Annotated in this window: 15 protein-coding genes; 2 read left to right on the forward strand and 13 right to left on the reverse strand. The window is 57.3% G+C overall.

Annotation, left to right across the window (positions count from 1 at the left end):
- Positions 1–25: 25 nt before the first annotated feature.
- From murD to dinB, 10 genes are all read right to left on the reverse strand, one after another.
- Positions 26–1,561, reverse strand: coding sequence for a UDP-N-acetylmuramoyl-L-alanine--D-glutamate ligase (gene murD / locus ACT3UQ_RS10205; RefSeq protein ID WP_105552433.1), 1,536 nt, complete (start codon positions 1,559–1,561; stop codon positions 26–28).
- A complete protein-coding gene (gene mraY / locus ACT3UQ_RS10210; protein ID WP_105552434.1) occupies positions 1,543–2,646 on the reverse strand; it encodes a phospho-N-acetylmuramoyl-pentapeptide-transferase in 1,104 nt (367 codons plus the stop codon). Before mraY ends, murD begins: the two co-directional genes overlap by 19 nt.
- Entirely contained in the window at positions 2,643–4,100 is a 1,458-nt protein-coding gene (locus ACT3UQ_RS10215) for a UDP-N-acetylmuramoyl-tripeptide--D-alanyl-D-alanine ligase (RefSeq protein WP_105552435.1), read from the reverse strand. Before ACT3UQ_RS10215 ends, mraY begins: the two co-directional genes overlap by 4 nt.
- Before the next feature lie 50 nt (positions 4,101–4,150).
- The gene (locus ACT3UQ_RS10220; RefSeq protein ID WP_105649569.1) at positions 4,151–5,743 is read right to left on the reverse strand and encodes a UDP-N-acetylmuramoyl-L-alanyl-D-glutamate--2,6-diaminopimelate ligase; all 1,593 of its coding nucleotides are present in this window, start codon (positions 5,741–5,743) and stop codon (positions 4,151–4,153) included.
- Positions 5,737–7,551: a peptidoglycan D,D-transpeptidase FtsI family protein gene (locus tag ACT3UQ_RS10225; RefSeq protein ID WP_258133470.1), complete on the reverse strand. Its 1,815-nt coding sequence runs from the start codon at positions 7,549–7,551 to the stop codon at positions 5,737–5,739. Before ACT3UQ_RS10225 ends, ACT3UQ_RS10220 begins: the two co-directional genes overlap by 7 nt.
- A gap of 76 nt (positions 7,552–7,627) precedes the next feature.
- Entirely contained in the window at positions 7,628–8,404 is a 777-nt protein-coding gene (locus ACT3UQ_RS10230) for a hypothetical protein (protein ID WP_146112413.1), read from the reverse strand.
- 2 nt (positions 8,405–8,406) lie between these two features.
- Positions 8,407–9,399, reverse strand: coding sequence for a 16S rRNA (cytosine(1402)-N(4))-methyltransferase RsmH (gene rsmH / locus ACT3UQ_RS10235; protein ID WP_105552438.1), 993 nt, complete (start codon positions 9,397–9,399; stop codon positions 8,407–8,409).
- 179 nt (positions 9,400–9,578) lie between these two features.
- Entirely contained in the window at positions 9,579–9,992 is a 414-nt protein-coding gene (gene mraZ, locus ACT3UQ_RS10240; RefSeq protein WP_105552439.1) for a division/cell wall cluster transcriptional repressor MraZ, read from the reverse strand.
- Positions 9,993–10,419: 427 nt separating this feature from the next.
- Positions 10,420–10,806 (reverse strand): DUF3040 domain-containing protein, encoded by a 387-nt coding sequence (locus tag ACT3UQ_RS10245; protein ID WP_105552440.1) that lies wholly within the window; start codon positions 10,804–10,806, stop codon positions 10,420–10,422.
- Positions 10,807–10,987: 181 nt separating this feature from the next.
- On the reverse strand, positions 10,988–12,166 hold the full coding sequence (gene dinB, locus ACT3UQ_RS10250) for a DNA polymerase IV (protein ID WP_181148229.1): 1,179 nt from the start codon (positions 12,164–12,166) through the stop codon (positions 10,988–10,990).
- A 197-nt stretch (positions 12,167–12,363) separates the two neighbouring features.
- On the opposite strand from dinB, the gene ACT3UQ_RS10255 reads away from it, so the two are divergent.
- Positions 12,364–13,422, forward strand: a complete 1,059-nt coding sequence (locus tag ACT3UQ_RS10255; RefSeq protein ID WP_258133471.1) for a polyprenyl synthetase family protein — start codon at positions 12,364–12,366, stop codon at positions 13,420–13,422.
- 230 nt (positions 13,423–13,652) lie between these two features.
- On the opposite strand, the gene ACT3UQ_RS10260 is transcribed toward ACT3UQ_RS10255, so the two are convergent.
- Positions 13,653–14,006, reverse strand: a complete 354-nt coding sequence (locus tag ACT3UQ_RS10260) for an Rv2175c family DNA-binding protein (RefSeq protein WP_096286571.1) — start codon at positions 14,004–14,006, stop codon at positions 13,653–13,655.
- A gap of 202 nt (positions 14,007–14,208) precedes the next feature.
- Here ACT3UQ_RS10260 and ACT3UQ_RS10265 point away from each other — a divergent pair, with 202 nt between their 5' ends.
- The gene (locus ACT3UQ_RS10265; protein WP_105568867.1) at positions 14,209–15,927 is read left to right on the forward strand and encodes a lytic transglycosylase domain-containing protein; all 1,719 of its coding nucleotides are present in this window, start codon (positions 14,209–14,211) and stop codon (positions 15,925–15,927) included.
- A 72-nt stretch (positions 15,928–15,999) separates the two neighbouring features.
- Here ACT3UQ_RS10265 and ACT3UQ_RS10270 read toward each other — a convergent pair whose 3' ends face one another.
- Together ACT3UQ_RS10270 and ACT3UQ_RS10275 are read right to left on the reverse strand one after the other, a co-directional pair.
- Positions 16,000–17,496, reverse strand: a complete 1,497-nt coding sequence (locus ACT3UQ_RS10270; RefSeq protein WP_105552443.1) for a sensor histidine kinase — start codon at positions 17,494–17,496, stop codon at positions 16,000–16,002.
- A gap of 9 nt (positions 17,497–17,505) precedes the next feature.
- Positions 17,506–22,311, reverse strand: coding sequence for an NAD-glutamate dehydrogenase (locus ACT3UQ_RS10275; RefSeq protein ID WP_444637069.1), 4,806 nt, complete (start codon positions 22,309–22,311; stop codon positions 17,506–17,508).
- Between the last annotated feature and the right edge of the window lie 26 nt (positions 22,312–22,337).

The following is a 22,337-nucleotide window of genomic DNA, read 5'->3' on the forward strand; positions in this document are numbered from 1 at the left end:
ATCTGCCTCCCGTCCCGTCCGCTGCTTACTTGGTTTCTTCGGTGCCCGCATCCATCAGATCACTGACCGCGCTGATAAATGCGTTGCCACGCTGGGCGTAGGAACTGAATTGATCCATCGATGCCGCGGCCGGAGCCATCAGCACGGTGTCGCCGGCTTGAGCTAGTTCTGCCGCCTTGCGCACCGCTTGGGTCATCACCTGAGTCCCGCTAGGGGCAACGCCCTCGGCGGCTAGCCCTTGAGCGGTAATGTCGATCAGCTGTACCTGCGGTGCCTGTTCGGCCAACGCCGCACGCAGCGAATCGTTGTCCGTGCCGATCAGCAGCACGGCTCGTAGCCGTTGGGCATGCTCCTTGACCAGCTCGGTGTAGTCCACGCCCTTGGACAGGCCGCCGGCGATCCACAGCACCGAGCTGAACGCCGCAAGGGAAGCATTTGCCGCATGCGGGTTAGTTGCCTTGGAGTCGTTGATCCACAAGATCTCATCGCGACGCGCCACCGCTTGGATGCGGTGCGCTCCGGAATCAAACCCGCTAAGCCCCTTGGCGATCGCTTCGGCTTCCACCCCGTAGGCGCGGGCCAAGGTGGCCGCCGCCGCGGCGTTGGCCGCGGTATGCCGTGGAACGATCTCGCCGATATCTTTCAGCGCCACCAGTTCAAGCGCGTTGGTCCGGCGATCTTCGATGAATGCGCGGTCCACCAGCAGTCCTTCGACGATGCCTACGGTGGAAACCGCTGGGCTGTCGGTGGAGAAGCCAATGGCCCTGCAGCCTTCGACAACATCCGCGTTCTCGACCATTTTGAGCGTCGGCGCATCGGCAGTGTTGAAGATCGCGGCGACTTCGGTGCGTTCGTAGATCTTGGCCTTGTCGGCCTTGTAGCCTTCGAATCCACCATGCCAATCGACATGGTCCTCCGCGATGTTCAGCACCACCGAGGCGAGCGGCGAAATGCTGTGGGTGTAGTGCAGCTGGAAGCTGGAGAGCTCAACGACGAACACGTCGTATTCCACCGGTTCGCGCACCGCATCGAGAATCGGGGTGCCGACGTTGCCCACGGCGATCGCCCGCAGGCCGGCGGCCTGCAAGATGGCCTCGGTCATTCCTACCGTGGTGGTCTTGCCGTTCGTGCCGGTGATCGCCAGCCACTTCGGCGCGGTACGCCCGGCGCGGTTCTGGACCCGCCAGGCCAGTTCGATGTCGCCCCAGATTTCGATGCCGGCATCCGCGGCTTGAAGCAAGATCGGGTGACGCGGATTCCAGCCTGGCGAGACGATCACCAGGTCTGGCGCAGCGCCATCGACCTGTGGCAGCGAAGCGACGTGCTGCTCGCCGAGCAGCACCTCGTGGGCTCCGACCAGCTTGAGCGTTTCGGCGCGCTGGGCGTTGATCTTATCGTCGCGGCCGTCGATGACGCTGACGATCGCGCCCAGCTCGATCAGGGTATCCGCGGCAGAGAAACCGGAAAGCCCGAGACCCGCAACGAGAACGCGCAGGCCCTTCCAATTAGCATCCCAGCTTCTCAGATCGGCCAGTTTTTCACTCACAGTGCGACAACCCATTCGGAGTAGAACAGACCCAGTCCGGCTGCCACGAACAGTCCGGCCAGAATCCAGAATCGAATAACAACATTCTCTTCGGACCAGCCGGAGAGCTCAAAGTGATGCTGCAGGGGCGCCATCTTGAACACGCGCTTGCCGCCGGAAAGCTTGAAGTAACCCACCTGGATGATTACCGACAGGGTAATGATCACGAACAGCCCGGCGATAACTAGCAGCAGCAGCTGCGTGCGCGAAAGAATGGCCATGGCCGCCACGGCGCCGCCGATGGCCAAGGAACCGGTATCACCCATGAAAATCTTTGCCGGCTTGGCGTTCCACCACAGGAATGCGATCAGCGCACCGGAGATGGTGGCGCCGAGCAGCGCCAGATCCTGCGGGTCACGCACGGTGTAGCAGACTTCCATGGCGTTGGCGTTGCCGCAGGCCTGGTTCTGCTGCCAGATGCCGATCAAGGTGTACGCGCTGAACACCATGATCGAGGCCCCGGTCGCCAAGCCGTCCAGGCCGTCGGTGAGGTTCACGCCGTTGGTGGTGGCGGTGACGATGAAGTTTGCCCAAAGCACGAACAGGATCAAGCCGAGCATTGGTCCGGCAAAGGCCAGATCGATGTTCAGGTCGCGCAAGAAGGAGATCGCGGTGGACGCCGGGGTCAGGCCCTGGCTGTTGGGGAACTGCAAGGCGAGGATGGCGAAGCTGATGCCCACGATCGCCTGCAGGACGATCTTCTGGTAGGCACGCAGGCCCAGGGAACGCTTCTTGGCGATCTTGATGAAGTCGTCGAGGAAGCCGACCAGGCCCATTCCGCCAAAGAGCAGCAGCACCAGCAAACCGCTAGCGGTGATGCCCGAGGAGGTGCGTCCCATTAATCCGAGGATCAGGTGCGTGGCAAAGTAGGCGACGAACACCGCAAGCACAAAGACCACCCCGCCCATGGTGGGGGTGCCGGACTTCACCGCGTGCGAATTGGGGCCGTCGTCGCGCACGACCTGGCCGTACTGCTTTTTGGTGAGCAGCCGAATGTATAACGGCATCGCCACCATGGTCAGCACCAGGGCAATGCCTGCGCCTAGAATCAATGCGATCACGCGTCTTCGCCTTCTTTCACAAGTGCAGCGATGTCATCGCCCAGGTGCCGCAGACCGGCCCCATTTGAGGATTTAAACAGGACAATATCTCCAGGTAGTAGCTGCTCTTGAAGCAAGGTACGTGCTTCGTCTAGATCTTCCACAAAATAAGCTTCGTCTCCCCAGCTGCCTTCAAGCACCGCCGAATTATAGGCAAGTTTCGCGCCCCAGCCGATGACCAGCAATTTCTTGATGTTCATGCGTACCGCGATCCGTCCCAGCACATCATGCTCATGCCGGGAGTCGTCGCCGAGTTCAAGCATTTCGCCCAGTACCGCCCAAGTGCGCCGGGCGTGGCCCTGCTCATCGGGCAGGCCGAGCTCGGCCAAGGTGCGTAGCGCGGCGCGCATGGATTCCGGGTTTGCGTTGTAGGCGTCATTGATGATGGTGACGCCGTCGGCCCGCTCGATGCGCTCCATCCGCCAGCGGCTGCCGGCGGCCAACCCATCAAGGGTCTCGGCGATCTGCGCTGACGCGATCCCGAGTTCAAAGGCTGCGCTCGCGGCGGCGAGAATGTTGCTCACGTGGTGGCGGCCCAGCAGGCCGGAGGTGATCCGCTGGCTGTAGCCGTCGGCGAATTCGAGGGTCAGCTCGGGCTGGCCTTGCGCATTAACCACAACATCGCTGGCCCAAACGCTGGCGTTCTGTGGCTTTCCTTGGATGCTGCCGAAGTACCGGACCGCTCCCCCGGAGCGGTCCGCCATGCGCGCTACCCTGGCATCTTCGAAGTTCAGCAAGGCGGTCCCGGAGGCGTCCAAGGCCTCGACGAGTTCGCCCTTGGCTTTTTCAATGTTTTCGACTCCGCCGAATTCACCGGCATGCGCGGTCCCGACGCAGAGCACTACGCCAAGCTTCGGGCGAACCATGTCGGTCAGGTAGGTCAGGTGTCCCACGCCGGTGGCGCCCATTTCGATTACCAGATATTTGGTTTCCTCGGTGGCGGTGAACACCGTCAGCGGAACGCCGACTTCGCCGTTGTAGGAACCGATCGGCGAAACGGTCGGTGCGACCTTGTCCAAGATCGTCGCCAGCAGGTCTTTGGTGGTGGTCTTTCCGGCCGAACCGGTAATCCCGATCACCACGGCATCGTTCCGGGTCTTCAGGTATTTGACGATGTGCGCGGCAATCTGGCCCATGGCTTCGACCGCGTCTTCGACGATGATTGCCGGGTGCTCGACCCGCCGGTCATCTAAGGTGATGCGTTCGGCCAAGGCCAGCACGGCACCACCGGCGAGAGCCTTGTCGATGAAGGCGTGCCCGTCGGAGAACTCACCGGGCTTGGCGACAAAGAGGGCTCCGGGAAGCACGTCACGCGAATCGGTGGTGACCGATGAGATGACGGTGGATGGGACGACAGAAGCTGTCGCGCGACCCCCGGTGATCGCGAGCAGGTCGGAGAAGGACAAATCAATCATGGCAATTAGGACTTTACACTTGTGCGGCCGTGGTCGAGGACTTCTGTGAGCTAGTAAATGGTCACAAATCCATGAAGTTTTAGGGCGTTGGCCAATTCGATGCGGTCATCGAGGGCAACGTCAATTCCCGCTACGTCTTGGCTGACTTCGTGTCCACGACCGGCGATGAGGATCGCATCTTGGACCCCCGCCAAACTCACAGCGAACTCTACGGCTTTAGCGCGTGGCGCGATGTTGAACAGCTGCACCTGCCGGCGTTCGCCTTCGATGACAGCGCGCGCTCCGGATGCGACTTGCTCGCGAATCGGTGCGGGGTCTTCGCCGTGCGGGTCGTCGTCGGTGACGATGACGATATCGGCGTGGCGTGCGGCTACCGCGCCCATGTCCGGCCGCTTGGTCTTGTCGCGTTCACCGGTGGCGCCAAAGACGATGATCCGCCGGCCCTGCTCTCCGGTGCGTACCGAGTCCAGAGCCTTAGCCAGTGCGTCGGAATTGTGCGCGAAGTCCACCACGGCAACCGGGGCTTCGCCGATCACCTGCATGCGTCCGGGAACCGACACGGACAACGGTTCGAACTCCTCCAGCACCTGTTGCAGCGTATCGAGGTCAACTCCGCTGCTAAGCACCATGAGCGTGGCCAGCGCCGCGTTGGCGACGTTGAATAGGCCCGGCAGCCCGGTACGCGCATGCAGGGTTCGCCCGTCGCGGTGCACGATGGAGAATTTATGTCCAAGCGCACTAGGCGCAAGGTCAGTGACTATCCAGTCGGCGGTCCCGTTGGCAGCGTCGAGGCTCAGCGATTCGGTGGGGATCAGGGCCTGCTCCGCCAAGCGCTGGCCGTACGGATCGTCTACCATCACCACCGCGCGTTCGCTATGCTGCGAGTTAAACAGCTTCGCCTTGGTCTGGAAGTACTCCTCCATCGAACCGTGCAGGTCTAAGTGGTCTTGGGTGAGATTGGTATATCCGGAGACCGCAAATCGAAGTCCGTCCACTCGGCCATAGCTCAGTGAGTGGCTGGAGACTTCCATGGCCACGGTGGCGACTTCTTGCTCCTGCATCCGCGCCAGGACACCATGCAGCTGGGTGGCCTCGGGCGTGGTCAGCACGCTGGGGATGATCTGGCCGCGAGCAGACATTTCGATGGTGCCCACGAGGCCTGAGTGCCTGCCCAGGGCCTCGGTTATCGCGCGAATCATGTAGCTTGTCGTGGTTTTGCCATTGGTGCCGGTGACCGCGAGCAGCTGTGGGCAGCGTGTATCTGTGCCGTAGACGCTGCTAGCGGCTTGGGCGGCTATCTGCCGGACGTTCGGCACCACTGCTACCGGGATTGACAGTTCGGCTGGCAAGAACTCCAGCCCGGCAGGATCGGTGATCAGGGCAACTGCACCGTGTTCGAGCGCAGCCGCAAGGAATTCGGCTCCGTGCCGTTTGGCACCCGAAATCGCTAGGAACACGTCTCCCGGCTGAACGATCTGCGGGTTCAGGCTCACACCGGTAATGTGCGGATTAAGCCCGGTACCTCGGTCCTTTGCAGTTGCGGCAACCGTCACGCAGAGCCGGTCAAAGCTGATTCCCTTGACCGATTGGGGTCGTAAATAACGTTCCAGCTCGCGTGGCGTGCCTGATTCCTGGACTACCAAGGTTTCTTTTGTTCCTTACCAACGAAGACGTCGTACGACTCAGATTTAGTGGAGCTTGGCGGCACGTTGTAGGTGTTGAGCACGTGGCTCATCACCTCGGTGAACGTGTCGGCGACCGAAAAGTTCTTCCAGCTGCCTTGTGGACGGTACATGGTTGCCACCACAACGTATTGCGGGTCATCCAGTGGTGCTACGCCGGCAAACGAATAGCTGTATCCGTCGTAGCCTTTGTCGCTGGCGGCCTGGCCGGTACCGGTCTTTCCGCCTACCCGGTAGCCCGGTATCTTCATTTTAGTACCGGTGCCGGATTCCACGACACCTTCCATGAGTTTGAGCATCTCTTTAGATGTCGTCTTTTTCACAACTCGGGTAGTTTTCGGGGTTTCAGGTTTGGTGATGCTGCCGTCTTCGTTCTTGTACCCCTCGATGAGGCTTGGAGCAATCAGTTCGCCGCCGTTGGCCAAGGCTTGGAAGATCGATGCCGTGTGCAGCACCGTCTGGGAATAGCCCTGGCCGAACATGGTGGTGTACTGCTGGCGTCGGTCCCAATTCTCGGGTTTTGCCAGCTGACCGGCGCTGGCACCATTCAGACCAAGGTAGATCGGGCTGCCCAGCCCAAACTTGCGCATGTAGTCATAGCGTTCCTTGTTGCTGAGCTTATTGCCAACCATCACCGTGCCGGTGTTGTAGGATCGGGCGAAGATTCCGGCCACGGTCATGTCATAGGTGGCGTGCGGCAACGAGTCGTGGATCGTCTCTCTGGTGACCGTCACTTTGTTCGGGACGCGCATTTCGGTCTTCGCAGTCACCGCACCTTGGTCTATCGCCGCGGCGAAGATGGCGGCTTTGCCTGTGGAGCCTGGTTCAAAGGCACGGGTGATGGCCACCGAACGCCGGAATTCCGGGTCGGTGGCTCCCGGATCGTTGGGATCCAGCTGGGCAGAGTCGCCGATGGCAAGAATCTTGCCGGTCTTCACTTCTTCGACGACGACCGAAACCCATTCAGCGTTGAATTCTTTCTGCTTCTTTTCGGCTTCACGCTGGGCCACATAGTTCACGTCGGAATCGATGGTGAGCATCACGTCCTGGCCATTGACCGCGGGAGTTTCTTCGACTTCGGTGACCGGGATGCGCACGCCGTCGGCGCTCACCTCGATCTTGCGGCTGCCGTTGGTTCCCTTCAGATGCTCCTCTTGGCTCAGTTCGAGCCCTTCGGCGCCGACCACGGTGGTCTGGTCTTCGGAATTGCGAACAAAGCCAAGCAACGGTCCGGCAATGACGCCTTGCGGATATTGCCTTTCGCTGCGCAGTAATGGCGTCAGACGAGGGATGCCAACTTCCATGACTTCGTTCTTGACTTCTGGGGTGACTCCCTTGGCAAGAACCACGTAGCCTTTGGGCTTGGCGTCATCCTGCGGCTGAACCGATTTGGCAAGGTCTTCGGGGTTCTGCTCAAGAATTTCCGCAAGTTCCTGGATCGCCTGGTCCCAGCCGATGAACTCGCTGCCGTTAGTCCCATCACGCTTGGCGCGGCGGATTTGATCTCGTTGATCACGCTGATCGATCACCAGGTCGTATCGATCCACGCTGACCGACAACAAGGTTCCCTTGCGATCGACAATTGAACCGCGAGTCGGCGCGATGATTTCTTCGCGCTGACGATCGGCCTGAGCGGCGTCGGCGACGGTGGAAGCGTTGATGCCTTGCACCCAAAATAGCCGACCAGCAATCGCCAGGAGTGCTGCCAAAGATAGGATCAGCAAAAAGCGCATGCGCTTTTTTGCGGTTTCCAGTGCGGTCGAGTTCACGGTGATACTCAGTCCCCTCAACGTGGTTTCTTGACAGCGAGAATTACCGCCGTAGTCCTAGCTTAGAAAGCGAAAGTTAGTTCGTCGGGGATTTGATCATTGGTGCCGGGATCGTGCCGCCGTTGAGCTCGCTGTCGTTGAAGACCGGACGCCCGTCATCAGCGACCTTGCGAGTTGCCGCCTCTTCCTTCGCCTCGGACTTCGTGGAGTCCTTGGAATCCGATGCCTCATTAGAGGTTTTGGATTCGTCCTTGGAATTCTGCCCCACGGTGGGAGCAGGAGCCTTCGACTCGCTCTTTTTCGTGTCAGCCTTCTCGCGGATGCTTTGTCCTGGCAACGGGAGCGTCGCATAATTTGCGGCGTTTCCTTCTGCAGTGACGGCCTTGTCGGCTGATTTCTTGATGCTGTTGTCTGATAGGTCGACGAGACCCGGTGCTCCCGGAGCCACCAGGCCTATCGCTTTGGCCTCCTTGGCGAGCGCCTGTGGAGCGGACAACGACTGGGCTTCCTTCAACAACGCTTGGTTCTCCTGAGAGAGAGCGCGTTCTTGGTTTCGCAAGGAGACGATGTCGTACTGGCGCTGCGCGACCGAGGTATTCATGAAAACGAGCGTGACCATAACCGCGAAGGCCAGCAGGACTAAAGCGATTACCATGACGAGCATTGAGCGTTTATTCGTCTCGTTCATTCGAGGAACGAGCGAGAGCGTCACACGCTGCCGAGGGTCATTGCCAGCCAGTTCGCTCGCCGCCACCGGCTCCGGACGAACATCGCGAGCGGCACTACCTTCTACAACCGGCTGTGCGGTCATAGCGGCAGTCTTCAATACTCGACGTTGGGCTCGTTGGCTCATGGCTAGCTCCTTTTCAGAACTCTTTCGACCGCCCGTAAGCGGGCCGATGCAGCGCGTGGGTTTTCTGCAATTTCTGCTTCGTTCGGCTTTTCGGTGCCCTTAGTCAGAACCTTGAATTCAGCCTTGTGCTCTTCCAGCTCGACCGGGAAGCCCGGTGGCGCGGAGGAAGTTGAGCCCTTCACGAAGTGACGTTTGGTGATCTTGTCTTCCAGCGAGTGATAGCTCATCACGACCACTCGACCACCAATATTCAATGAAGACATTGAGGCAGGAATAGCCCGCTCCAGTACATCGAGTTCTTCATTGACCGCAATACGCAACGCTTGGAAGGTCCGCTTGGCCGGGTGGCCGGAAGTACGAGCGGCAGCAGCTGGAACGACTGTTCGGATCACGTCCACCAGTTGGGCGGTGGTGGTGATTCGTTCTTTATCCCTGGCTTCGACGATTGCGGTGGAAATTCGACCCGCGAATTTCTCTTCACCCCACTGCCGAATGATGCGCAGCAGCTTTTCACGGTCCAAGTCGTTGACTAGATCTTCGGCAGTTGGACCTACCGAGGTGTCCATTCGCATATCCAATGGTGCATCGTAGGAATAGGCGAATCCGCGTTCGCGTTCGTCTAATTGAAGCGACGAGACGCCCAGATCAAAGAGGACACCATCGATTCCCGGGTAGCCGAGGTCTTCGACAACATCTGAAATTTCGTCGTACACCGCATGAACCAAATCAACGCGCGAGGCGTAGGGCTTGAGCCGTGCACCTGCAAGCTCGTGGGCTTGTTCATCGCGGTCGAGGCCGATCAAGTGGAGGTTGTCGAAGCGCTGGAGAATGGCTTCGGAGTGCCCGCCCATTCCTAAAGTGCAGTCCACGACGATTGCCTTGCGTCCGGCGGCGTTGGCGCGTTCGATGCCCGGTGCCAAGAGATTGACACATCGATCCAGTAATACCGGAACGTGTCGTTCCGATGCGGGTCGTTGAGAATCTTGATTCGGCACTGCGCCCCCTTTCGCTATCGTCGTGTTCGCTGGATTCAGATCCCCCTCCAACCTTGTAACGGCGATCGTCGATCTGGCTCCGGGGAAGTGGAGCCAGAGCAAGTCCCCCTGAAGGTGGCTGGAGATCTCAACCCAGCGCTCTTACCTGATGTGGATGTAAACCGGCTCCTGTTGGAGCCTTAGTCTTCATCCGTTTCGGAAAATACGTCTTCCTGTTCCTGCAAGTACTGCTGCCATGCCGTGGAGTCCCAAATTTCTATGCGGTTGCCCGCACCAATGACCGTCACTTCACGGTCAAGGTCTCCATAGTTTCGCAATACTTGAGGAATCGTGACTCGTCCTTGCTTATCCGGCACTTCGTCGGAAGCTCCGGACAAGAAAACACGTGCATAGTCTCGCGCCTTACGCGAGGTAAGCGATGCCTGAGCTAATTGCTCATGCTGCTTCTCGAACTCTCGTTGGCTGAAAACATAAATGCAGCGCTCCTGCCCACGGGTCAATACGAGTCCGTAAGACAGATCGTCACGATATTTTGCGGGGAGAATCAGCCGGCCCTTTTCATCAAGTCGGGGCGTGTAAGTTCCAAGGAACATGCACACCGCCTTTCATGTGAAGTGGCTGGAAACCCCAATTCCCTCTACTGCACTCCACTTTACTCCACAACCCTCCACTGTCAACGCAATCCAACCGTTTTCGCGAGGGGTTGGACATAAAAAATGCCGTGTTTTGGCGGGTTTTTCCCAGCATGCATTGTGGAGGGCTCCAGGGGCGAGAACGTGCGCACCTCGAAATTCGACCAAGAAATTACCGAGATACCGCTACTTTCGGGCCTTTTGGGCGAATGGGGAGGGCGGTGGAGGGAGACGGGGAGGAAAGTGGGGAATCGTTAGGAAGCGGTGAGAATGTGTTTCCTAGGAATCTGCCGAGAATCGACGTAGCGCGTGTCGACGGTTGAAAAGACCGTTAAAAAGAAAAAGAGGTGCAACCCCAATAAAGGGTTACACCTCGTAAATAAGGATTCTAGCCGTCGGATTGGTCCCGCTTGCGCTGATTCCATTTTTCTTCCAGACCGCTCATGAACTGCGAGTTTCCCGGGCCGGATGATTTTGAATCGGCTGGCGCCTTCGCACCACCAACCTTGCCTGCTGCAGACTTGGCCAGGCCCAGCAGTACCCCACCGAACATGACGGCGAAACCAACAACACCCACGATGATGAGCTGCTGCGAAATGCCATAAATTAGACCAGCAAGCCCAACTATGACCAGAAGCGCGCCGAGTGCAATGTTGCGCGTTGAAAGGCGACCACTGCTAGCTGGAGCTTTCATACTGGAGGCGAAGCGGCGGTCTTCGTGCAGCTGCTTTTCCAACTGCTCCAACAGACGTTGCTCGTGCTCTGATAGCGGCATCGTCTTCTCCTTCCAATCACTGCTGTAGCGGTCATCCACCGCCTACAGGTATAACGCACAACCACTTGGAAACGTTCCAATCGGTATTTGCTACCTACTTATTAGGATAGTCTCTTTTACCGCTACCCTGCTAGTTGATCTTCAGCTCTTTCAGGCAACTTCATAGCTACGCCGATTAAAGCTATTTTTCTTTGGGTCGAAGGAAGCGGGCCGGAGCTAATCCGGAGTCAGGGAATCGTTGGCTTATTTCGTCCGCAACCCTCTCAGCTTCGCGGGTTTTGCCCTCCGCTGGATCCAAACTGAGCTGAATGCCCAACTCAGGGTCGCTTAGCCTTTCTGCCTTCACTCCCACAAGCCGTACCGGCTGCGGCAACGGAGTCATCCGACGCAATAGTTCGATGGCACTTTGACTTATTGCGGAAGACGAGTCTGTTGGCGCGGCCAAAGTACGGGATCGTGTTACGCCAGTAAAATCTTGGTATTTCAGTTTGAGGCCCACTGCGGATGCGGCTTTATTGGAGGCGCGAAGCCGCTGGCCTATCCGGTGTCCTAGTCTGAGCAATTCTTCTTCCAGCAATTCGAGGTCCGCAATATCGCCGGCAAAGGTATGTTCGGCAGAAATGCTCTTTTCTTCCCTAGTGGTCTGAACTGCTCGGTTATCGATGCCATGGGCCAGCAGGTGCAAGGAACGGCCGTGTTCACCAAAACGTTGGATCATACGTGATTGGGGCTCGTCGGCTAATTGCTCGATAGTTTCGATCGCCAACGCGTGAAGTTGTTCTCCAGTTTTCTTCCCGACACCCCACATCGCCGATACTGGCAATTGATGCAGAAACTCCGTGGTTCGTTCTGGTGCGACGACGATCAGCCCATTGGGCTTGGCATGCGTAGAGGCAAGTTTTGCGACAAACTTGTTTCGAGCAATGCCGATGCTGGAGGGTAGATTCAATTCCTCGGCCAGGTGGGCGCGAATTCGGTGAGCGATCGCGACCGGGCCACCGAGCAACCTCATGCTTCCGGTGACGTCAAGGAACGCTTCGTCGATACTTACTTGCTCAACCAAAGGCGTAATAGTCTCAAAGTAGTTCATGATCTGGGCAGAAACCGCAGAGTACACCCCATGCTGCGGTTCGATAATCGTTGCCTGCGGCATCAAGGCGATTGCTTGGCTCATCGGCATAGCCGATCGCACCCCGCGTGCCCGGCAATCATAGGATGCGGATAAGACTACGCTTCGGCCATTTGGAAATCCGACGATCACCGGTTCATGCCTTAACTCGGGACGCTCGCGCAGCTCTACAGACACGAAAAAGGCATCCATATCCACATGCAAGATCGCGCGGTTTTCCAAGACTGACATATCTACAGTCTAGTGAGCGTCACCGACGGATGGCTGGCAAGTGTTAGCAATCCAATATGGGGCCATTCTGCGCTCTGCTAGCAACCCATAAAGATAACGGTAGAGTTGAAACTATCCGTTAGCAGTTCACGCTTAGAAAATGGTTTTGCATGTCGCCGTCTGAATCTCTGTCAGCCCTCGTGTCAGAAGCCGGGGAGGTGAGCCGCACGTACACCGATGCGGTCGCTCATCGCCTGGAAGACTTCTTGTCGTCAAAAAGCGAAGAAGTTGCTCAGATTACTGCCAGCGCCACGGAAATCGTCAACAGCATTCAAGATCTTACTCGTGGCGGAAAGCGGCTTCGTCCGCTATTCGCCTATTGGGGGTTTCTCGGGGCTGGAGGTCAGCCCGACGACGAGAATATTGTTCGTCTGGGCATAGCTCTAGAACTCTTCCAGGGTGCCGCGCTCATCCACGATGACATTATTGACAACTCAGATACTCGTCGAGGCAAACCGAGCGTACACAAGCGCTTTGAGGCCCAGCATTCTTCGCTCGGATTAACTGGGAACGCAGCACAGTACGGCGTAGCGAGCGCCATCCTCACCGGGGACTTGTGCCTATCTCTGAGTGAAGAAGTCTTTGCCGGGATTGACAGCCTAACGCCAGGCACCCGGGCGATCTTCAACAAGATGCGGCTGCAAGTCATGGCGGGACAATATCTGGACGTTCTTGAAGAGTCCGCTGGCTCTGCCTACGATCCGGCCGAGGCAGTTAAGCGCGCTCGCACCATCGTTCGATACAAGTCCGCAAAATACTCGACGGAGAATCCCTTCTTGCTTGGTGGCGCATTGGCTAATGCGAGAGACGAACTCTTGGAAAGCTATAGTGCTTTCGCTTTGCCTTTGGGTGAAGCCTTCCAACTACGGGATGACGTTCTCGGAGTTTTTGGCGATCCATCGGTCACCGGAAAACCTGCTGGCGATGACCTTCGCGAAGGAAAGCGCACCGAATTGATTGCTCATGCCTTGGCGCTAACCGTCCCGGAGGAACGCGAGTTTATCCAAACTCGCCTCGGTGCCCAAAACTTAAGCGATGTGGAAGTTGCCAAAATGAGCAATATTTTGCGGGCGTCTGGCGCGCTGCGGGAAACCGAGTCCAGTATCAGCGATCTGACTACGCAGTCACTGGCAGCACTAGAACGCATCGATGTCGCTCCGCTTCCTTTGGCCGGAATGCATTATCTCAGCGATGCAGTCACTAAGCGAAGCAAATGAACTCTTCGCGCCTCCAAGAACCCGTTACTTCAAAGATTGCTAGCTGAGCAAAGCGCCACCGAATCCTCCTGGAACTCCAATCGCCTTGAACGAGGTACTACTCGGTGAGTCAGCGTAATGCGCGATCTAGGTAGGGTCTCAGGAAAATAACAGAGGTCTCGACCACGTCCAATGCGTTGACGTGGCCGAGACCTCTCTTTTATAAAGACTTTATGGTCTTGTCGAAGGGCCTACCAGGCGAGGGCTTGCGCACGACGACGGATCTCGGTTTTTCGTCCGGTGCGCAAGGCATTCATTGGTGTTCCTGGCAACGACTCATCTTCGGTAAATAGCCACTTGATGGCATCTTCATCCGAATATGCGGCGTCTTGAAGCACCGACAGGGTTCCTTTGAGGCTCTCCACTACAGCGCCGTCAAGAACGAAGTCTGCGGGGATTGACCGCACATGACGCTCACCGATCCGTACGGAAATGATAGCGCGCTCATCGAGCATGCGGTGGACACGTCGAATATCGACGTCAAGAATTTCGGCTAGGTCCGGCAGGGTTAGCCACTGGCCAACGGTTTTTTGAAGTTCATTCACCTCTAAAGGTTCCCACAAATTAGTGAACGGTGCAGAAACTTTAATCCCGACGAGCCACAATGGTTTCCATGCGCCACAGTAGTAGTGTAAATTTTCATGTATCACTTTGATAACAATTGCCACATGAACAACATTGGTGCCGTTACCTAGCATCGTTCGAGTGAAAGTTGTTACCTACACCCCTGATTTGAGGATTGACCCCATGCCACACGAATCGAGCTATGCAGCTAAGCATGCGCTAGGCGTCGTAGCAGGCGCGGCTATACCTGCCGCAGTGATCGGCAGCCTGGCCCTAGCCCCCGCAGTTCAGGCGGCTCCTGTTCCATTGACTCTGAGCCCAAACTCCTTATCGCCAAAAAGCGTCTCACCAGAGACCGTCAAGATCGCTGAAGACCATATCAAGGCGCATCTGCTCGCTTCTCGTGTTTCGACTATGGGACTTCCTGCTAAACGCAGCATCAAGGAAATCAAGGTCGAGCCAGGCTCGTCGTTGTGGAGCATTGCCAGGGAGTATGACACTTCCGTCTCCGAGTTGAAGAAACTCAACAATCTCAAGAACGACGTTATTGTTGCCGGAAAGACTCTTAAGGTTCCGGGCAGTGCTTCCTCATCACAGGAGAAGTCAAAGTCCCAGAGCACTCGAAGCTCGTCATACACGGTCAAAAATGGCGATACGCTTGGGGCAATCGCCGCGAAGCACAATATGAGCTTGTCTTCGTTGCTGAGCAAGAATGATATCTCTGCTAGCTCGCTGATATTCCCAGGCGACAAGCTCACCGTTTCGGGCAGCTCCAAGTCCTCTTCGCCAAAGAGCGAAAGCAAGAACCAAAACTCAGGTTCAAGCTCTTCTGCCTACACGGTCAAAAGCGGAGATACCCTCGGTGGCATCGCAGCCAAGCACAACATGAGCCTCTCAGCCCTGTTGAGCAAGAACAACATTTCAGCTTCGAAGCCAATCTTCCCAGGCGACAAGCTCACCGTTTCGGGCAGCTCCAAGTCCTCTTCGCCAAAGAGCGAAAGCAAGAACCAAAACTCAGGTTCAAGCTCTTCTACTTACACGGTCAAGAGCGGCGACACCCTCGGTGGCATCGCAGTCAAGCACAACATGAGCCTCTCGGCCCTGTTGAGCAAGAACAACATCAGCGCCGGCAAGCACATCTTTCCCGGCGATAAACTAATCGTTTCTGGTGGATCTTCGAGTTCCAAAAATTCTGAGAAGAAGAGCGAACCGAAGAAGTCCGGCAACGCAACCTACACCGTCAAGAGCGGTGACACGCTCGGCGGTATCGCTGGCCAGCACAATATGAAGCTGTCGGCGCTGCTTAACTTGAACCCGCAGGTAAGCACCCAATCTCCGCTGAAGATTGGTGAAAAGCTCAAGGTCTCCGGTTCCTCGGTACAGCCAAACGGCAATGTCGAGAAGAAGGAAGACCGCAAGATCGGCAATACTTTTGAGGGGCGCACCTATCCGGATGCCACCGTCAATGATGCCAATCAGAACAAGAACTACTTAGATTCCGTCTCGGTCCCAAGCCGTGATGAAATGAAAGCCATGATCCGTTCGACCGCTAACAGCATGGGTGTTGACCCTGCACTTGCCATGGCACACGCCATGCAGGAATCTGGCTTCAACATGCGTGCAGTCTCCCCCGCCAACGCCTTGGGCGCCATGCAGGTTATTCCGAGCACCGGCGAGTGGATGTCGTCCCGGCTCGGACGCGATCTGAATTTGCTGAAGCCACAGGACAATGTCGCTGCTGGCGTGGCCACGATCCGTTTCAATCTGGATAACACCGATAGCTTGGATGATGCAATTGCTTCGTACTATCAAGGACTCGGAGGAGTCCGAAAGTACGGGATGTTCGAAGACACCAAGCGTTACGTCGCGAGCGTCAAATCTTTGATGAAGCAGTACAGCTAAACCCAAAGAGTAGTGGGGGCAAGTTCTTTAGGAACTTGCCCCCCACTACTCTTTAACAAATTACTTCTTCGCCTATGCCGTGTACTGCTCGCGCCGGTTGCGGTGTAGCGGCATTTCTATGACAACCTTTGTTCCTTGCGGTTCAGATTGCACCCACTGGATTTCACCAGATAATTCGCTGGTGACCAAGGTGCGCACGATCTGCAATCCCAAACCTTCACGCCGTGGACCGTCTGGCAGGCCATGTCCGTCATCTTGAATCACCACGCGCAGCCAATCTTTACCGTCATGTCCGCGGTACCGATTCGCGAGGAGTCCAACTTCGCCATCCCTGTTAGCTAATCCATGCTCCACCGCGTTTGTCACCAGTTCGTTGATAACCAACGACAGTGGTGTGGCCAAATCGGCATCGAGCATTCCGAATTCGCCTTCGCGCCGCGTAGCAACGCGCTGACCCGGAGAGGCAATTTCGACAATGAGCCGGAACTGACGATCCATCAGGTCATCAAATTTGACGGTTTCGTTCAGGCCCTTGGACAAGAAATCGTGAACCGATGCGATAGTTGAAACGCGCCGCATAGCCTGTTCGAGTCCTTGCTGACCCTCGACTGAGTTCATCCGCCGCGATTGCATGCGCAATAGAGCCGCCACGGTCTGCAGATTATTTTTTACCCTGTGGTGAATCTCGCGAATCGTCGCGTCTTTGGTGACAAGTTCCTTCTCGCGACGTCTGAGCTCAGTGACATCACGGCAAAGCACTAGGGCACCCCAACGTTTCGATTCGTCTCGAAGCGGGATTGCACGAAGAGACAGGGTGACCCCGGAAAATTCGACTTCGGTACGCCAAGGCATTTTGCCTTGCAGCACCAGTGGTAGCGTCTCATCGACAACGCGCCGGTCACTGACCAGGGCCATAGTGAGATCCGCGAGCGGTTGACCTTGAAGAACTTCGGCCGCCCCTAGCCGGCGGAAAGCCGACACTGCGTTCGGGCTGGCGTATTCGACCACCCCGTTGACGTTGAGCCTGATGAATCCATCACCGACACGCGGCGCGCCGCGGCGTGAGCCGGTAGGGCTTGCGAAGTCCGGCCACAGCCCGCGGGTTCCCATGGTGAGAAGGTCCTCGGCGCTCTGCCGGTACACGAGTTCCAGGTTCGAGGGCGTACGTGCCTGATTTGGATCAAAGTGTGAGGTGATCACGGCAACAGGGCGGTGCTGGCGCACCAAGGGAATGGCTTGGACCGAAGTTAATCCGGAAATCAGATCAGCGCTTGGTTGCTCGGCAGATTTTTGCACGCGTTGGCTGTCCCAGGCCTGGTCGACCATGAGTCGCAAATCTCTACGGATCCGCTCTCCCACAAAGTCCGTGTGGAATACGGTGTGGGAGGTAGAAGGCCGTACGTGCGCAAGCGCGACATAGGACCCGTCGCCGGTGGGGAACCAAAGAACAAGATCAGCGAACGCCAGATCTGAGATCAGTTGCCAGTCCCCCACCAGCAGGTGGAGCCAGTCCTCATCACCGGGCCCGAGGTTTGCTTGTTGACGGAGTTGCTCGGTGATGAGGGCCATTAGGGGGTGTTACCTCCGGACGATGGAACGCAGAAGGCGAAGGGCTACAGACAGCGACGCCATGTCGTCGCGTCCGAGGCTGTTTACTTCAGCAAACATTGTCTTCGCACGATCAAGGTTAGCCGCGTTTGCTTCTTCCCAAGCTGCAACACGCTCTGCCGGACCGGCAATCTCCGCACCGTTGTCCAACACGTTCAAGGTCAGATCAATGAGTGTCGTATACAGGTCGTCACGCATTGCTGCACGGGCCAACGCCTGCCAACGATCCGAACGCGGCAGCTTAGTGATCCGATTGAGCAAATCGTCGGCGCCAAACTGGTTGTACAACACGAAGTAGGTCTCGGCGACCTGCTGTGCCGAATACTCGGTACGACCAACCAGTTCGGCGATATCTAACAATGTATAGGATTCGAACTGAGAGGCCCACATGCTTGCTCGATGCTCGTCGATCCCATTGCTGATCGCATCAAGCTGCCATGCGTTGTAACGTTCGAGATCCGACCCGCGCAACAGCGTCGGCAGGCTCTGGCGCAACTCGCTGACGATCGGTTCATAGTTGCCTACGATTTCTTCGACCGGCTGCTGCTGATCAACGCGGTTGATGAACCAACGCGTCGTACGATCAAGCAAGCGACGCATGTCGTGATGCTGTCTTCCCCAGTACGCCACCTCCGTACCAGCGGGTTGGAGGTTGATCGCAGCGAATTGCCGGTCGAAACCATAGATTTCACGCAACGCGGTGAACATCTTGGCGATCTGGACTTCGTTTGCACCGGTTTCTTCCATGGCACGGAAGACATAGGTGACCCCACCGATGTTGATGATGTCATTGGCAACAACGGTCGCAATGATCTCCCGGCGCAATGGGTGAGTTTCCAGCTGATCGCCGAAGCGATCCACTAGCTGCTGCGGGAAGTAGCGGCGTAATGTCGCTACGTAGTACGGATCATCCGCCAGATCGGATTCAGCCAGCGCATGCGCGAGCTGAATTTTGGCGTAGGCGGCCAGCACCGAAATCTCCGGCGCGGTCATCATCTCACCAGCGCTCTTGCGCTGTTCCAGCTCGTCGCTACTTGGCAGGAACTCCAGCTCACGATTCAGATCAGCGTTTTTTTCCAGCCACTGCATCAGTCGCTCGTAGGCGGGAGCCCAGACCTTGGCTGCATGCTTTTCGTTCAGCAGTAGCACGTTCTGATCAAAATTGGCCTGCAGCACCAGGTCGCCCACATTGTCCGTCATCGACAACAAGAAATCGGTGCGTTCTTCAGCGGTGAGCTTTCCCGCCTTGATCTGCCGGTCTACGAAGATCTTGATGTTGACTTCACGGTCCGACGTATCTACACCGGCAGAGTTATCGATGGCGTCGGTATTGAGGATAACGCCATTGCGGGCTGCCTCGATGCGGCCAAGCTGCGTCATGCCCAGGTTTCCGCCCTCGCCGATGACCTTGACGCGAATTGCGCCGCCATCAACACGGATCGCGTCGTTGGCGCGATCGCCCACCTGTGCGTGTGTTTCGGCGCTGGATTTCACATAGGTTCCGATGCCGCCGTTGTAGAGCAGGTCAACTGGTGCCGACAGAATCGCCTTGAGCAATTCGTTTGGGCTCAGCTTAGTGACCGAGGGGTCCAAGCCCAGGACTTCGCGTACCTGCACGCTAATCGGGACCGACTTCAAGCTGCGGGAGTAGACTCCGCCGCCTTCGGAAATCAGTTCCTTGTTGTAGTCTGCCCAGCTGGAGCGCGGAAGATCGTATAGCCGCTGGCGCTCGACAAAGGAGGCTTCCGGCGCCGGGTTTGGATCTAGGAAAATGTCGCGGTGGTCGAATGCGGCGACCAGCTTCACGGTACGGGTGCGCAGTAGTCCATTGCCAAAGACGTCGCCTGACATGTCGCCAACGCCTACAGCGGTGAACTCTTCACGCTGAGTATCCAGACCAAGTTCGAAGAAGTGGCGCTTGACCGATTCCCATGCGCCACGGGCGGTAATGCCCATGCCTTTATGGTCATAGCCTACGGAGCCACCCGAGGCGAAGGCGTCACCCAGCCAGTGGCCCTTCTCCTGCGAAATCGAGTTGGCGATGTCTGAGAAGCTTGCTGTGCCCTTGTCCGCAGCCACTACCAGATAGGTGTCATCCCCGTCGTGGCGCACCACATTAGCTGGTGACTCGACGTGCTCGCCATTTTCATCGGTGACCAGATTATCGGTCAAATCCAGCAAGGTCCGGATAAAGATGCGGTAGGAGGCTTTGCCTTCTTCCATCCAAGCTGCCCGATCTACTGCCGGACTAGGTAGCTGCTTGGCGTAGAAACCGCCCTTTGCTCCGGTAGGCACAATCACCGAGTTCTTGACCATCTGCGCCTTGACCAGACCCAGCACTTCGGTGCGGAAGTCCTCTCGACGATCGGACCAGCGCAGGCCACCGCGGGCAACCGCACCGAACCGGAAATGCACACCCTCGACACGTGGCGAGTAGACCCACATTTCATGCCTTGGCCGTGGGAATGGGGCAAAGTCAATCTCTTCGGGTGCGAGCTTGAAGGCCAGCGCGAGACGTTCGGTGTAGTAGTTCGTCCGCTTGGTTGCCTCTATGACCTTTACGAAACGGCGAAGCAGCGTGTCCGCGTCTAAGGTAGGCACATTTTCAAGTGCTTCGTCGATCTGTGCCAGAGCCTGATCCCGTGCCGAAGTTGAAGCCGCAGCAGAGAGCGAAGGATCGAAGGTGGCATGGAACAAATCGACGATACCGTGTGTCACTGCCGCATTGTTGACCAGGGTCGATGCGATGAATCCGGTGGAATTCGAAATGCCAAGCTGCAAAAGGTAGTGCGCGTAGGCACGAAGCATGGCGACTTCCTGCCAGCTTAACCCTTCACGCAGCACCAGCGCATTGAGCTTGTCCGATTCGGCGGCGTTGCGAACCACGGCAGAGTAGGCGTCGGCAAGTTTGGCTTCGATGGTGGCGAAGTCGATTTCTGGATCAACCTTCAGCCCCATGTCATAGATGTACCGCGCGCCGATGCCTTCGGGGTTCAGCTCATACGGGCGCTCATCAACCACATCAAGGCCCAAATCCTGCAGTACGGGCAGGATCCCTGAAAGCAGCAACGGCCGGTCTACAAAGATTTTCATTCGCTTGGTGACAGCGGAATCTTCGTCATTGGCAGCATCGTAGAAGGAAACGACTGGTCCTTGCTGATCCGGAGCATCAAGCTCCTCCAGCAGATCGATGTCGGCCAGTGCATCTTCAATCTCAAATTGCACCTTGTACGCTGCGGGGAATGCGCCGGCCCACGAATTGGCCAGGTGGTTGGCTTCGCCCGGTTCGAGACTATTCCGTGCGGTGTCGGTAATGGCGTCGTTCCAGGAGCGAACGGCCTTGGCGATTCGATTCTCCAACGCCTTGCGATCCACCACCGGGGTCAGCCCATGGTGCTGAAGGCGAAGTCGATAGAACAGCCGGACCAAGGCGCCGGCTCCGAGCTGCGCTTCATATTCGGTAGACACCGGATTGAAGCTGGAATCCAGCTCTTTTTCGATACGCTGTCGCACATCGGTGGAGAACCTGTCGCGTGGCAGATACACCATTGCGGTCACAAAGCGCCCGTAGGAGTCAGTGCGCAGGAAGACCGAGGTGCGGCGACGCTCTTGCAGACGCAGAATGCCTAATGCAATTTCGGTCAGGTCGTCTACGGAGATCTGGAACATTTCATCGCGCGGGTAGGACTCTAGGATCGTGACGATGTCCTTGCCGGAGTGCGAGTCTCGGGCGAATCCGGTACTTTTCAGGACCGCTTCGATTTTTTCACGCACCACCGGTACGGTTTTCACACTCGAGGTGTACACCTTGGTAGCAAACAACCCAATGAAGCGGCGCTCACCATTGACGTCGCCGCTGGCATCGAAGCTCTTAACCCCCACATAGTCCAGGTAGACTCCGCGGTGCACGGTGGAACGCGAGTTCGCTTTGGTGATGATCAATGCGCGCTTGTCGCGGGCCGTCGCGCGGCCACGCTTGGTCAGGTGCTGTGGGCCCTGGTCCTCCAGGGATCGCATGAGCCCTAGACCGCTTCCTTCACGGGCAACGAGTACGTCTTCCCCGTGCTCCGTGGTCAGATAGTAGTCGCGGTAGCCCAAGAAGGTGAAACGACCGTCCGACATCCAGTTCAGCAGCTCTACCGCTTGGTCGAGATCGGCAATCTCGCCTGCATTGGCGGTCTGCGGCAGCGTCTGGGCAATGCTCTTTGCCCGATCCAGCATTGCGGGCCAGTCCTGCACGGCAACCCGCACGTCGGCAAGGACCTTCAGCAAATTTTCAACGATCGTCACTGCTTCATCGTCGGAGAGGTCGCGTGCGACTTCTACCGAAATCCAGGATTCAACCTTGGTATGGGTGTCGAGCGAGGTCAGCGTGCTGAGATCCGACAAGGCAGCCGTATCGCCACTGGCAACGTGCTGCAACCCCGTGTGCGACAGCTTTTTGATCAGTCCGGTGTCTCGATCGCGGGAGACCACGAAAGTCGGGTGCACGACGAGCTGAATTGGGGCTGAAAGCCGGACCAGTTCCGCGGTGACCGAATCAACCAAGAACGGCATATCGTCGGTGACGATATGTACCACCGAAACACCATTGTTGCGGGTAATAGATACATTGGCCGTATCAACGTCGCGGCCATATCCGATTTCCAAGTGTGCGGCTACTCGCGCCTCGAGCTCGTCGGGCGTAAACGCCGCGACATCTTCTCTAGCGATTTGGCCATAGTACTCGCTCACCAACTGCGAGGTGAGTGTCGCATCCATAAATGATTCTGACATGCTGGATTCCGACGAGTTCAAGTGAA

The sequence above is a fragment of the Glutamicibacter sp. AOP12-B1-11 genome, from assembly GCF_052379245.1.
Taxonomy (GTDB): Bacteria; Actinomycetota; Actinomycetes; order Actinomycetales; family Micrococcaceae; genus Glutamicibacter.

What these genes read in the sequence shown, in the direction of transcription:
- ACT3UQ_RS10245 (WP_105552440.1), bottom strand. Translation starts at nt 10,806, where the DNA reads ATGCCGCTATCAGAGCACGAGCAACGTCTGTTGGAGCAGTTGGAAAAG.
- ACT3UQ_RS10275 (WP_444637069.1), bottom strand. Translation starts at nt 22,311, where the DNA reads ATGTCAGAATCATTTATGGATGCGACACTCACCTCGCAGTTGGTGAGC.
- dinB (WP_181148229.1), bottom strand. Translation starts at nt 12,166, where the DNA reads ATGTCAGTCTTGGAAAACCGCGCGATCTTGCATGTGGATATGGATGCC.
- ACT3UQ_RS10270 (WP_105552443.1), bottom strand. Translation starts at nt 17,496, where the DNA reads ATGGCCCTCATCACCGAGCAACTCCGTCAACAAGCAAACCTCGGGCCC.
- mraZ (WP_105552439.1), bottom strand. Translation starts at nt 9,992, where the DNA reads ATGTTCCTTGGAACTTACACGCCCCGACTTGATGAAAAGGGCCGGCTG.
- ACT3UQ_RS10265 (WP_105568867.1), top strand. Translation starts at nt 14,209, where the DNA reads ATGCCACACGAATCGAGCTATGCAGCTAAGCATGCGCTAGGCGTCGTA.
- murD (WP_105552433.1), bottom strand. Translation starts at nt 1,561, where the DNA reads ATGGGTTGTCGCACTGTGAGTGAAAAACTGGCCGATCTGAGAAGCTGG.
- ACT3UQ_RS10230 (WP_146112413.1), bottom strand. Translation starts at nt 8,404, where the DNA reads ATGAGCCAACGAGCCCAACGTCGAGTATTGAAGACTGCCGCTATGACC.
- ACT3UQ_RS10215 (WP_105552435.1), bottom strand. Translation starts at nt 4,100, where the DNA reads ATGATTGATTTGTCCTTCTCCGACCTGCTCGCGATCACCGGGGGTCGC.